Origin of the sequence: Pseudomonas sp. BMS12, from assembly GCF_001592875.1 — a bacterium.
Lineage (GTDB): Bacteria > Pseudomonadota > Gammaproteobacteria > Pseudomonadales > Pseudomonadaceae > Aquipseudomonas.
Genome location: NZ_LSOF01000030.1, coordinates 37861 through 50112, shown reverse-complemented (window position 1 = coordinate 50112; position 12252 = coordinate 37861). Strand labels below are relative to the sequence as shown.

Below are 12252 nucleotides of genomic sequence, written 5' to 3'. Positions count from 1 at the left end.
CTTCATGTGCGAAGTGCCTAACAATGCGCTCAACTGTCGCTCACTTCGTTCGCTGGACGTCCAAAAGCTGCGCTTTTGTCCGCCCGTTAGCTTAATCGTTAGAGCAATCAAGCCATGAGAGTGTCAGCCCTAAGCCTCGCAGCATTTTTAATACTTAGCGCTCTCGTATCATATTTTCTTGAAGCAAGCTTTGCAGTTGCTCCAGGAGTTGTGGCTGTCGCATACCTAATCGGGCAAATGCTAAGTTCCGGATCGACGCATTTTGCCGAGTGCTGCATCAATGTAGCCATCCTGGCTTCAGTGTTAGCAGCACTTTTCATTGCAAGTCACTTCTTTCCAATCATCAATGAAGTGGGGCTTTACAATGTGCAAAAGCTCTAACAATTGGTTCAAAGCCGTTCGCTTCGCTCACTCGGGACCGGCTAAAGCCGGCCCCTTAACCAAACGTTAGCTGTCAACAGAGGACACCACATTGGAGAGCTTTTCCGAATTAATTTCTGCTCTTGCCAACCTGGCCTGGCCCGCATTAGTCGCCATATTTTCATTCAAGTTTTTTGAGCCTCTTAAAGGGCTCATTGACTCCTTCCGCGGCCGAAAACTCACGATAAAAGTTGGCGACAACGAGTTAAGCGTTGAAGAGGCGTCAGAGCAGCAAAGAATAATTACCGCAGATATTCAATCAAAGCTTGCAGAGCTAGAGAGGAGCTTAGCGTCTGGGCAGACAGTAACACTGTCAGAACCCCCTCCCTCAACAATCACACGTAGACGTATCCTCTGGGTGGATGACAACCCTAAGAACAACAGCTTTCTTGTTGCCACTCTTCAAGAGCGCGGACACGAAGTAGATATAGCGCTAACGACAACTGATGGAATTTCACAGTTCAGAAATCGCACATATGATGCAGTTATTTCTGACATGGGAAGACCCGAAAACGACAGAGCCGGCATCGATTTAGCAGAGAAAATAAGAACATATAACTCCGACGTCCCCGTTTATATCTACTGCGGAAGCTGGGCCTCAAAAAACATGCGCCAAGAGGCTCTTTCAGCAGGAGTCACTGAAATAACATCATCCGGAACAACGCTTTTGAGCCTACTGCCACTAGAGAGCACCAGCTAACAAATGATTCAAATCGTTCGCTGCGCTCACTGGGACGGGCTAAAGCCCGCCCCTTAACCAAACGTTATGTTCCTCTTCCACCCAAAGCATGGAGCAAAAATGAGCCTGAAACCTTCAAATGTAAGACGGAAGAAAAAAGACAAAAACTCAACTCAAATATTTGAGGAGATAAAAAAGGCGCTAGAGAATCCGAAATACAAATATCGCACATTGAAAGGTGTGTCCAACGAGGCGCATGTAAGCATTGAGGCTGTAGAGAAGGCAGTTCGAGAGCACTCGGATGAAATAGTATTTCTTTTCAGAAAGGGACAGAACGGCGAGGCTCTATTAACAACACGCACGCACTATAAGAAAAAAGCCTCATTAAAAGAAAAATTTATGGGGGCAGTGATAAATCGTGTCTACTGAAACCCTGATTTTTGGTATTTCTCTAGTAAAAATACTTTACGTTCTCGCGGGCACATTTGGCGGATTCTTTCCATTCTTCTACGACCTGCTAACTCGTCAAAAAATGCCGCCACAGCTAAAAATAGAACTAAATCTTGAATTTTTCCTTGTAAAGTCACTTTTAACTCCATTTCTAGCTTTAGTCGTTACGATATTTGCCGTGGCCTTTAACAGCATCAATGATTGGCTGGCTGCTTTGTACCTAGGAGCAAGCTTGCCTGTACTGTTAGAAAAAGTAATTGGCGCAAGTGCAAACACAGCAGAAAATCTAGCAAATGGGCAGTAGCGCCATGAACATAACAAATGGTTCAAGTCGTTCGCTTCGCTCACTCGGGACCGGCTAAAGCCGGCCCCTTAACCAAACGTTAGAGTCACAAGGAGGTTTACGTGCCACCCATAGGAAAAATCCTATCATTCGATATTTTTCCATTTCTATGTCGACTAGTGGCCTGTGCACTTCTTGCAATGGCACTCACGAATATAGGGTTCCCTCCTACAGAGAACATAGGAACCACTGCATTAACCCTTCTTGTTTTCTCAATATTTTTCCTGCTACTCCCAATCGCCAAGAAAATTTCAATTGGTAAACTAATTTCTTTTGAAAAAGAAGTTGAGAAAATTGCTGGCGAGGTAAAAGAATTTAAATCTGAAACCAGAGAATTTCTTGGTGTTTATAGCAGCATGCTAAACACCATTTCAAACACAGTACAACAAACGGTAAACGTACATTACCCGAACCCAGAAGAAGCACGCCAAGCCAAAGAAGACCTAGAAGCGGCAATCGAAAAACCTGATGAGCCAGGAACAATAGAAGACGATGTTTCGGCATTTATTGCTCAAGCAGGTGGCGATTACAACTTCGCATTAGCAAAACTAAGAATGGAGCTAGAGCAAAATCTCCGGAATATTCTTGGAAAAAGAACTATCACGCCAGACCCATCAAAAATGGTGGAGAAATTTCTATCTGCAAGGCAGCTATTTAGGGAGCTAACCGTTAGCTACCCAAAGTACAGTCATATGCGAAGTTCGTTTGATTACATTCTAAAAATTTGCAACGCTGCCATTCATGCGCAACAGGTTTCAGAACCTCATGCACATGAAGCAATTTACATGGGGCTCCAAATTATTGAGGAGCTCAAAAAGGACGCGGAGTTGTAACTCTAACAATGCGCTCAAAGCGCTCACTCCGTTCGCTGGGACCGGCGAAGCCGGCCCCTTAGCTTAATCGTTATGTGCTAGAGGGGTAACTCCATGAAGCAAAAAGTGATTTTGGCTTTAGCAACCGCTCTTGGAGCATGCATATGTATTGCAATCGGAGTTGGAATTTCCTCTTACGCTTTTTTTGCATTGGAATTTAACGATCGCCTCAAATACGAAGCAGCATACTTAAAAGGTTTCACTAAAATTCAGCGCGCAATAAAAGAGCGCGACTATGATAAAGCTGAAAAACTCGCAGACTCATTGATTGACGCTCACACGCATACACTTTCAGAATTCGATTATTTGGCGACCTCATACCTAATCACAGACATTAACCCTGTAATCTGTGATGTGATTTCCCTTAGAGAGGAATTTCCCACTAAGAGGGGAGTAGATAGCGAAAAGGCATCTATTTGACACAAAGAAATTGATTCGTATCTTGAGAAGGATGACTGGGGGTGCTAGCACATAACAATTGGTTCAAACCGTTCGCTTCGCTCACTGGGACGGGCTAAAGCCCGCCCCTTAACCAAACGTTATAGGAAAAACTCAAATGCAGTGCTTCGAACACAAAGGAACTGACGCCGTAGGCATTTGCAAGTCCTGCAATAAGGCCGTTTGCATGGAATGCACTATTTCATTCACCAAAGGAATAGCCTGCTCTCCTGAGTGCGAGCAGGATGCCAAAGAAATAATTGAAATGAACGAGCGCGGAAAGCGAATCTACGGCATAGGACAATATAAAACCAACAAACTAGCAAGCGGCGTAATGGTTTGGCTTCTGCTTTCCGCAGTAATGGTATCAGCAGCAATTTATTTTTATATAGCAAAGGGCAAAATTGACCCTGTTCTTTGCGGGATGTCAGTCGTCTTTATAACAATAACTGTAATCGTCTACCGTGCCGCCAAAAGAGCTGGAATCAACTGCTGAGTTATTTCCCTATAACAATTGGTTCAAGTCGCTCGCTTCGCTCACTCGGGACCGGCTAAAGCCGGCCCCCTTAACCAAACGAAGCAGCGCTCTAGTGGATGCGGCTTCAGCCGCGATAAGCAGGGCACTCCGAGTCGCACCCAATCGCGGCTAAAGCCGCTCCCACAAAAAAGCTGGAGCCGCAGCTCTGCCGGTTTACTCCCGCGCTACACCACCTCCCGATAGGGATTACGCGGGTCCTGCGTCCAGTTCATGTACGGCTTATCGGTGGGCTGCTCAACCATGGTGATGCAGCCTTCCACCGGGCAGGTGATCTGGCACAGGTTGCAGCCCACGCACTCCTCGTCCTTGACCTCATACAGGCGCCCGCCTTCGGCCTTGGCCAGGCTTTCGATGGCCTGGTGCGAGGTGTCCTCGCAGGCGATGAAGCAGCGGCCGCAGCCGATGCAGGCGTCCTGGTCGATCTTGGCGATGACCTGGTAGTTCATGTTCAGGTACTTCCAGTCGGTGGTGTTGGCCACCGCCTTGCCGGCGAAGTCGCTGATGCGCGCATAGCCCTTCTCGTCCATCCAGCGGCTGAGGCCGTCCGCCATCTCCTCGACAATGCGGAAGCCATGCAGCATGGCCGCCGTGCACACCTGCACCGAACCGCAGCCGAGGGCGATGAATTCGGCGGCGTCGCGCCAGCTGCCGATACCGCCGATCCCGGAGATCGGCAAACCGTGGGTGGTCGGATCACGGGCGATCTCGGCGACCATGTTCAGGGCGATGGGTTTGACTGCCGAGCCGCAGTAGCCGCCGTGGGTGCTGCGTCCGCCAACGATGGGCCGGGCGACCATGGCGTCGAGGTCGAGCGAGGTGATCGAGTTGATGGTGTTGATCAGCGACACCGCGTCGGCGCCGCCGGCCAGGGCGGCGCGGGCCGGCATGCGCACGTCGGTGATGTTGGGGGTGAGTTTGACGATCACCGGCAGGCGGCAGTAGGTCTTGCACCAGCGGGTGACCATCTCCACGTACTGAGGCACCTGGCCCACGGCCGCGCCCATGCCGCGCTCGGGCATGCCGTGCGGGCAGCCGAAGTTGAGCTCAATGGCGTCGGCGCCGGTGGCTTCGACCAGCGGCAGGATGAATTTCCACGACTCCTCTTCGCACGGCACCATCAGCGAGACGATCAGCGCGCGGTCGGGCCAGCTCTTCTTCACCTGCTCGATTTCGCGCAGGTTGATCTCCAGGCTGCGGTCGGTGATCAGCTCGATGTTGTTGAAGCCCAGCACCTCGCGGTTCTTGCCGTAGTGCGCCGAGTAGCGCGAGGAGACGTTGACCGCCGCCGGGTCCTCGCCGAGGGTTTTCCACACCACCCCGCCCCAGCCCGCCTCGAAGGCGCGCTCGACGTTGTAGGACTTGTCGGTAGGCGGCGCGGAGGCCAGCCAGAAGGGGTTGGGCGCCTTGATGCCGGCGAAATCGATCGACAGGTCAGCCATCACGCCACCTCCGCTTGAGTCATTTGGTCCTGGTGAATGGCCTGGGCGGCCAGCTTGCCGTGCTGCACGGCCTGTACGGTGAGGTCTTGGCCCGGCTGCACGCAGTCGCCGCCGGCGTATACGCCGGGCAGGCTGGTGCGGAACGCGGCGTCGACCCAGATGCGCTCGCCGTCGCGGCGCAGTTCGCTGGCCGTGGCGTCGCTCAACGCCGCCGGATCGAAGGCCTGACCGATGGCCTTGAAGATGCCGCTGGCGGGCAGTTCAAACTGCTCGCCGCTGTCCTGCAGGCGGCCCTCGACCAGCTCGGTGCGGGCGAAGCGCATGCCGCGCACGCGGCCCTGCGCGTCGAGCAGCACCTGCTGCGGACGCGCCCAGGTCAGCAGGCGTACGCCATTGGCCTTGGCGATTTCCTGCTCGTGGCCGGTGGCGCCCATTTCGGCGAAGCCACGGCGGTAGACCAGGGTCACCTCCTCGGCGCCGAGGCGCTTCATCTGCACGGCCATGTCGATGGCGGTGTTGCCGGCGCCGAGCACCAGGCACTGGCGCGCCAGCGGTAAGCTGGCGTAGTCGTCGCTCTGCCGCAGCGCCTTGATCCACTGGGTGGCGGCGGCCAGGCCGGGGGCATCCTCGCCGGTCAGGCCGAGCTGGCGGCTGGCACCCAGGCCGAGGCCGAGGAACACCGCATCGTATTCGCGGTACAACGCACCGAGGTCGAGGTTGTCGCCCAGGCGCTGGCCGGTGCGCAGCTCGATGCCGCCGATGCCGAGGAGGAACTCCACCTCGCGCTGGGCGAAGTCGTCCGGCAGCTTGTACTGGGCGATGCCGTACTGGTTCAGGCCGCCAGCCTTGGCCTCGGCCTCGAACAGCACCACGTCGTGGCCGAGCATGGCCAGGCGATGGGCGCAGGACAGCCCGGCCGGGCCGGCGCCGACCACGGCGATGCGCCGGCCGCTGGACTCGGCGCGCTGGAACGGGTGCTCGCTGAAGTCGCTGTTGTCCAGGGCATAGCGCTGCAGCTGGCCGATCAGCACCGGCGCGCATTCCTGGGCGTTGTTACGCACGCAGGCCTGCTGGCAGAGGATCTCGGTGGGGCATACGCGGGCGCAGCTGCCGCCGAGGATATTGGCTTCGAGAATGGTCTGCGCGGCGCCGCGCACGTTGTCCTGGGCGATGTTGCGGATGAACGAGGGGATGTTGATCTCGCTGGGACAGGCGGTGACACACGGCGCGTCGTAGCAGTACAGGCAGCGCTCGCTTTCGAGCTGCGCCTGGCGTGCGTTGAGCGGCGGCGTGAGGTCGCCGAACTGGCTGGCCAGCTCGGCATGGGTGGCCGAGGGCCGGGGTAGATGGTCGAGGTCGATCACGGTGCTTGCCTCTGGTGCTGTTGTTATCGGTGCGCCGCGGCGAGGCGGCGGGCAAGGCAGCTAGGAAATGAACGACGGCTGCGCTCTGCGGCGCAGTCCGCAAAGGTACGGCTTAGCGGGCGACCGGCAGCGGCTGCTGCTGTTCGGCGCGGCGTTGCAGGGCCTGATAGGCGCTCGGCCAGGCGGGGCGCGGCAGGTAACGGCCGGCGCCGCGCACGGCGCGCAGGTCGCCGTCGCACCAGACCAGGCGGCCCTGGCTGATGGTGTGACGCGGTACGCCGAGCACCTGGCGACCCTCGAAGATGTTGAAGTCGACGTTCTGGTGGTGAGTGCTGGCGGAGATGGTGCGCGTGCCCTGCGGGTCCCACAGCACCAGGTCGGCATCGGCGCCAACGCGCACCGCACCCTTGCGCGGGTAGAGGTTGAACAGCTTGGCGGTGTTGGTGCTGGTGATGGCGACGAACTCGTGCATCGACAGCTTGCCGCTGTTGACCCCGGCGTCCCACAGCACGGCCATGCGGTCTTCGATGCCGGCGGTGCCGTTGGGGATCTTGCTGAAGTCGTCGCGCCCGGCCGCTTTCTGCTCGGCGCAGAAGCAGCAGTGGTCGGTGGCAGTGGTCTGCAGGTCGCCGCTTTGCAGGCCCTGCCACAGCGCGCGCTGGTGGTGGGCCGGGCGGAATGGCGGGCTCATCACATGGCCGGCGGCGAACTGCCAATCGGCGCTCTGGTACACGCCATCGTCGAGCAGCAGGTGGCCGGGCAGCACTTCGCCGTACACCGGCTGACCGTTGCGCCGCGCCAGGCGGATCTGCTCCACCGCGTCCTCGGTGGACACATGCACCAGGTACAGCGGTACGCCGAGGGTGCCGGCGATGCTGATGGCGCGGCTGGCGGCCTCGCCCTCGACCTGCGCCGGGCGCGACAGCGGATGCGCCTCGGGGCCGGTGATGCCCATGCCCAGCAGCTTGCGTTGCAGGTGGTCGACCAGCTCGCCGTTTTCGGCGTGCACGGTGGGCATCGCACCGAGTTCCAGGCAGCGCTCGAAGCTGGCCACCAGGGTGTCATCGGCAGCCATGATGGCGTTCTTGTAGGCCATGAAGTGTTTGAAGCTGTTGATGCCGTGCTCGCGCACCAGCACGCCCATCTCCTCGCTAACCTGCTCGCTCCACCAGGTCACGGCAACGTGGAAGCCATAGTCGGCGGCGGATTTCTCGGCCCAGCCGCGCCACTGCTGGAACGCTTCCAGCAGCGATTGCTGTGGGTTGGGGATGACGAAGTCGATGATCGAAGTGGTGCCGCCAGCCAGGCCGGCCGCCGTGCCGCTGAAGAAGTCCTCGCTGGCCACGGTGCCCATGAAGGGCAGCTCCATGTGCGTATGCGGATCGATGCCGCCCGGCATCACCAGCAGGTCACCGGCCTCCAGCACCTCGGCGCCGGCCGGCAGCTCGAGGTTTTCACCGATGGCCAGGATGCGGCCGTCACCGCACAGCACATCGGACCGGTAACTTTCTTCGTGGGTCACCACCGTGCCCCCGCGGATCAGTAGCGTCATCTCGCAGTCCTCAATGAGCGGCGCGAATCAAACCTGTCGCGCAAGACAGGATCAAAAGCTATCCGCACAAATCGATTCACGCAAGACAGGTACAAACCATCCTACAAACAACATAACTATATGTTTTTATTAACTTTTATTCTTAAATCACCAAAATGGTGAGACCCCTGCACCAGTTTGACCCAGCTGTCAGCTTTTCCTTGAAACACTGAAAGTCCAGCCAAAACAGGCAGTTGCCCGAAAGCGCCGGGAACGCTGGGCGGGCAAAAAATATTTTCACGCACCAGTTTGAAACCTGACGCGAAGGACAGCATTGCCAGAATGGCCGGGGATGGTGTTGCATGGCTGCCAGGCCGCTAGCCGCAAGAGCCCGTATTGCCTGGACATGGCGGGCATTTCCGACCGATCGGACAGTATTTTTCGAATTTCGGCACGCTTATTGACTGTGGCCTCAGCCGTCAGCGTGAAGGCTCTGCCGCACGCATAAGAACAGCGATATGACGACACTGGAGAGGCCCCATGCACAGCAGAACCGAGGTCACGGCCCAAGACGGGCTCTACGAAATGAACGCCGGCGCGGAGGTGCTCGACAGCCCGCGCTACAACGAGGACATCGCCCCGACCAAGGTGGCCGAGCGCAGCTGGCGCAGCGTGCACATCGCCGCGCTGTGGGTGGGCATGGCCATCTGCGTGCCGACCTACACCCTGGGCGGCGTGCTCACCGCCTACTTCGGCCTGTCGGTTGGCGAAGCGTTGCTGACCATCCTGCTGGCCAACATCGTGGTGCTGATCCCGCTGACCCTCAACGCCTTCCCCGGCACCAAGTACGGCATCCCCTTCCCGGTGGTGCTGCGCTCCTCGTTCGGCATCCTCGGCTCCAACGTGCCGTGCCTGGTGCGTGCGGTAGTGGCCTGCGGCTGGTTCGGCATCCAGACCATGTTCGGCGGCCTGGCCATTCACCTGTTCCTCGGCTCGATCTTCCCCGAGTGGAAGGCCCTCGGCGGCGTCGGCGAGGTGATCGGCTTCTTCGCATTCTGGGCCCTCAACCTGTGGGTGGTGATCCGCGGCGCCGAGTCGATCAAGTGGCTGGAAACCCTGTCCGCCCCGCTGCTGCTGGCCGTCGGCGTCGGCCTGCTGGCCTGGGCCATGCCGCACGTGTCGCTGAGCGAGTTGCTGGCGCAGCCGCCGAAGCGCCCCGAGGGTGACGGCGTGGCCAGCTACTTCTTCGCCGGCCTCACCGCCATGGTCGGCTTCTGGGCCACCCTGTCGCTGAACATTCCCGACTTCAGCCGCTATGCGCGCAGCCAGAAGGACCAGATCATCGGCCAGGTCGTCGGCCTGCCGGTGACCATGTTCCTGTTCGCCGCGCTCGGCGTGGTGATGACCGCCGCCTCCGCCTCGCTGGTCGGTGAAACCGTGGCCGACCCGGTCAGCCTGATCGGCCATATCGACAGCCCGGTCTGGGTCGCCATCGCCATGGCGCTGATCATCATCGCCACCCTGTCGACCAACACCGCAGCCAACATCGTGTCGCCGACCAACGACTTCCAGAACATCGCGCCGAAGCTGATCAACCGTACCAAGGCGGTGCTGCTCACCGGCCTGGTCGGCCTGCTGCTGATGGGCCATGAACTGCTGAAGAAGGCCGGTCTGATCACCTCCGACGTGAGCCTGGAAAGCCTCTACTCCAACTGGCTGCTGGGCTACTCCAGCCTGCTCGGACCGATTGCCGGGATCATGGTGGTCGACTACTTCCTGGTGCGCCGGCAGAAGCTCGACCTGCCTTCGCTGTACCTCGACGGCGGCGCCTACCCGGCGGTCAACTGGGCCGGCTTCATCGCCCTCGGCGTGCCGGTGGCGCTGACCGTGCTGGCCATGGCCACCGGCCTGCTCAGCTGGTTCTACAGCTACGGCTGGTTCACCGGCTCGCTGCTCGGTGGCGTCCTCTACTACCTCTGTGCCGGCCTCAAGCTGGGCAGCCTGAGCGGCGCCAGCAAAGCCGCCGCCTGATCCACCCCTGCCGGCGCCGCTCGGCGCCGGCTTCTCGGAGAGCGACCATGAACACACTCGACAGCGTGCTGGGCAGCCCTGCCCGGCATATCGACAGCGCACGCCTGTGGCAATCGCTGATGGACCTGGCCCAGCTCGGCGCCACCGCCAAGGGCGGCGTGTGCCGCCTGGCCCTGACCGACCTCGACAGCCAGGCCCGCGACCTGTTCGTGCGCTGGTGCGAAGCCGCCGGCTGCACGGTCAGCGTCGACGCCATCGGCAACATCTTCGCCCGCCGCGCCGGGCGCAATCCGGCGCTGGCCCCGGTGATGACCGGCAGCCACATCGACACCCAACCCACCGGCGGCAAGTTCGACGGCTGCTTCGGCGTGATGGCCGGCCTGGAAGTGCTGCGCACCCTCAACGACCTCGATGTGCAGACCGAAGCGCCGCTGGAAGTGGTGGTGTGGACCAACGAGGAAGGCTCGCGCTTCGCCCCGTGCATGATGGGCTCCGGCGTGTTCGCCGAGAAATTCAGCCTGGCCGAGACCCTGGCCATTCGCGATGCCGACGGCACCACGGTCGGCGAGGCGCTGCAGGCCATCGGCTACGCCGGATCGCGCGAGCCCAGCGGCCATGCCGTAGGCGCCTACTACGAGGCGCATATCGAGCAGGGGCCGATCCTCGAAGACCAGGCCAAGACCATCGGCGTGGTGCTCGGCGCACTGGGGCAGAAATGGTTCGACCTGCACCTGTGCGGCGTCGAGGCCCATGCTGGCCCCACGCCGATGCACCTGCGCAAGGACGCCCTGGTTGGCGCCGCGGAAATCGTCAGCGCGCTCAACCGCATCGCTCACAGCCACCAGCCGCACGCCTGCGGTACGGTCGGCTGCCTCAACCTGCGCCCCGGCTCGCGCAACGTGATTCCCGGCGAAGTGTGGATGACCCTGGACATGCGCCACCTCGACCCGGCCCAACTGGACGACATGGTCGGCGAGATCCGCCAGGTCATCGAGGCCAGCTGCGCGCGCCACGGCCTGAGCTACGAGCTGACGCCTACCGCCGACTTCCCGCCGCTGTACTTCAACGGCGAATGCGTCGAGGCGGTGCGCCAATCGGCCGCCGAGGTCGGCCTGTCGCACATGGACATCGTCAGCGGCGCCGGCCACGACGCCATCTTCCTCGCCGAGCTGGCGCCAGCCGGGATGATCTTCGTGCCCTGCGAAGGCGGCATCAGCCACAACGAGATCGAGAACGCCGACCCCGAGCACCTTGGCGCCGGCTGCGAAGTGCTGCTGCGCGCCATGCTGCGCAGCGCCGGCTGAACGCTGCTCAACCGCGCGGGTTGAAGGCCAGCACGTCCGCCTCGATCACCTGCTGTTCCAGGATCAGCGGCTCCACCAGGGGCCGGCTGGCCAGGAAGTGCGGGGTTTGCATATGGGCATCCAGCGCGGCTTCGTCGGTGTACACCTCGTACAGCCAGACCAGATCCGCCTCGTGGCGGTCGCGCAGCACATCGAAGGCCAGGCAGCCCGGTTCGTCGCGCACCGAGGCGGCGGCGTTGACGCGCATGGCGTCCATGAAGGCGTCGAGGCTGCCGGGACGCAGGCGGGTCTTGAGCAGGATGCTGTACATGATCTCTCCTTTTGTACGAATATCGACTTTATTTTGTATACAAAATTGGAGAGTCATGATGCCCAACCGCCCCGGAAGACTCAACGGCCTGCGCCATGTGGCGATCCTCGTGCCCAACCTGGAGGCGTGCGAGCGCTTCTATGTCGACGTGCTGGGCATGCAGGTGCTCAACCGCGCCAACGAGGACCTGGTGTACCTGACCTGCGGCAACGACAACCTGTCACTGGGCCGCGCCTTTGCGCCGAGCAGCGGCGTGCAGGTGGTCGACCACTATGGTTTCGTGGTCGACAGCCTCGACGAGCTGCACGCCTGGTATGCCTATTTCAAGGAATGCGGGGTGACCCTGCTCGACCGCCCGTTCGCCCATGGCGACGGCGCCCACAGCTTCCACCTGCTGGACCCGGCGGGGAACAAGATCCAGCCGATCTATCACCCGGCGATTTCCGGGCAGCGCTTCAGCGCACCGCAGGGCGTTTGACGCCAGCTTGCCTGGCGTATGGGAGCTGGCCACTACAGGCCAGCTCGGTAACGGC

At 59.8% G+C, this 12252-nt stretch carries 13 protein-coding genes; 9 read left to right on the top strand and 4 right to left on the bottom strand.

Annotated features, from left to right (window positions below):
* Positions 1-472 precede the first annotated feature (472 nt).
* The 6 genes from AYB31_RS20500 to AYB31_RS21595 all read left to right on the top strand — a co-directional run bounded on the left by AYB31_RS20500 (position 473) and on the right by AYB31_RS21595 (position 3698).
* Complete coding sequence (locus AYB31_RS20500) at positions 473-1120, top strand: response regulator (RefSeq protein WP_068830860.1); 648 nt, start codon at positions 473-475, stop codon at positions 1118-1120.
* A 99-nt stretch (positions 1121-1219) separates the two neighbouring features.
* Positions 1220-1528 carry a hypothetical protein gene (locus AYB31_RS21610; protein ID WP_153020766.1) on the top strand — a complete coding sequence of 103 codons (309 nt, stop codon included), beginning with the start codon at positions 1220-1222 and terminating at the stop codon, positions 1526-1528.
* Positions 1518-1853, top strand: coding sequence for a hypothetical protein (locus tag AYB31_RS21605; protein WP_153020765.1), 336 nt, complete (start codon positions 1518-1520; stop codon positions 1851-1853). Before AYB31_RS21610 ends, AYB31_RS21605 begins: the two co-directional genes overlap by 11 nt.
* A gap of 101 nt (positions 1854-1954) precedes the next feature.
* Entirely contained in the window at positions 1955-2725 is a 771-nt protein-coding gene (locus AYB31_RS20495) for a hypothetical protein (protein ID WP_068830859.1), read from the top strand.
* A 93-nt stretch (positions 2726-2818) separates the two neighbouring features.
* Entirely contained in the window at positions 2819-3184 is a 366-nt protein-coding gene (locus AYB31_RS21600) for a hypothetical protein (RefSeq protein WP_153020764.1), read from the top strand.
* Between the two features lie 205 nt (positions 3185-3389).
* Positions 3390-3698 carry a hypothetical protein gene (locus AYB31_RS21595; protein WP_153020763.1) on the top strand — a complete coding sequence of 103 codons (309 nt, stop codon included), beginning with the start codon at positions 3390-3392 and terminating at the stop codon, positions 3696-3698.
* A gap of 206 nt (positions 3699-3904) precedes the next feature.
* Here the strand turns inward: AYB31_RS21595 and preA are convergent, their stop codons facing one another.
* From preA to hydA, 3 genes are all read right to left on the bottom strand, one after another.
* Entirely contained in the window at positions 3905-5182 is a 1278-nt protein-coding gene (gene preA / locus AYB31_RS20490) for an NAD-dependent dihydropyrimidine dehydrogenase subunit PreA (RefSeq protein ID WP_153020762.1), read from the bottom strand.
* Positions 5179-6543: an NAD(P)-dependent oxidoreductase gene (locus tag AYB31_RS20485; RefSeq protein WP_068830857.1), complete on the bottom strand. Its 1365-nt coding sequence runs from the start codon at positions 6541-6543 to the stop codon at positions 5179-5181. The genes preA and AYB31_RS20485 overlap by 4 nt, the downstream gene beginning before the upstream one ends.
* 112 nt (positions 6544-6655) lie before the next feature.
* The gene (gene hydA, locus AYB31_RS20480) at positions 6656-8095 is read right to left on the bottom strand and encodes a dihydropyrimidinase (RefSeq protein ID WP_068830856.1); all 1440 of its coding nucleotides are present in this window, start codon (positions 8093-8095) and stop codon (positions 6656-6658) included.
* 519 nt (positions 8096-8614) lie between these two features.
* On the opposite strand from hydA, the gene AYB31_RS20475 reads away from it, so the two are divergent.
* Complete coding sequence (locus AYB31_RS20475; RefSeq protein ID WP_068830855.1) at positions 8615-10105, top strand: NCS1 family nucleobase:cation symporter-1; 1491 nt, start codon at positions 8615-8617, stop codon at positions 10103-10105.
* Positions 10106-10152: 47 nt separating this feature from the next.
* Positions 10153-11409, top strand: coding sequence for a Zn-dependent hydrolase (locus AYB31_RS20470; RefSeq protein ID WP_068830854.1), 1257 nt, complete (start codon positions 10153-10155; stop codon positions 11407-11409).
* A 7-nt stretch (positions 11410-11416) separates the two neighbouring features.
* Here AYB31_RS20470 and AYB31_RS20465 read toward each other — a convergent pair whose 3' ends face one another.
* The gene (locus AYB31_RS20465; protein ID WP_068830853.1) at positions 11417-11719 is read right to left on the bottom strand and encodes a putative quinol monooxygenase; all 303 of its coding nucleotides are present in this window, start codon (positions 11717-11719) and stop codon (positions 11417-11419) included.
* A 58-nt stretch (positions 11720-11777) separates the two neighbouring features.
* Here AYB31_RS20465 and AYB31_RS20460 point away from each other — a divergent pair, with 58 nt between their 5' ends.
* Positions 11778-12197, top strand: coding sequence for a VOC family protein (locus tag AYB31_RS20460; protein WP_068830852.1), 420 nt, complete (start codon positions 11778-11780; stop codon positions 12195-12197).
* The last annotated feature ends 55 nt before the right edge of the window (positions 12198-12252 follow it).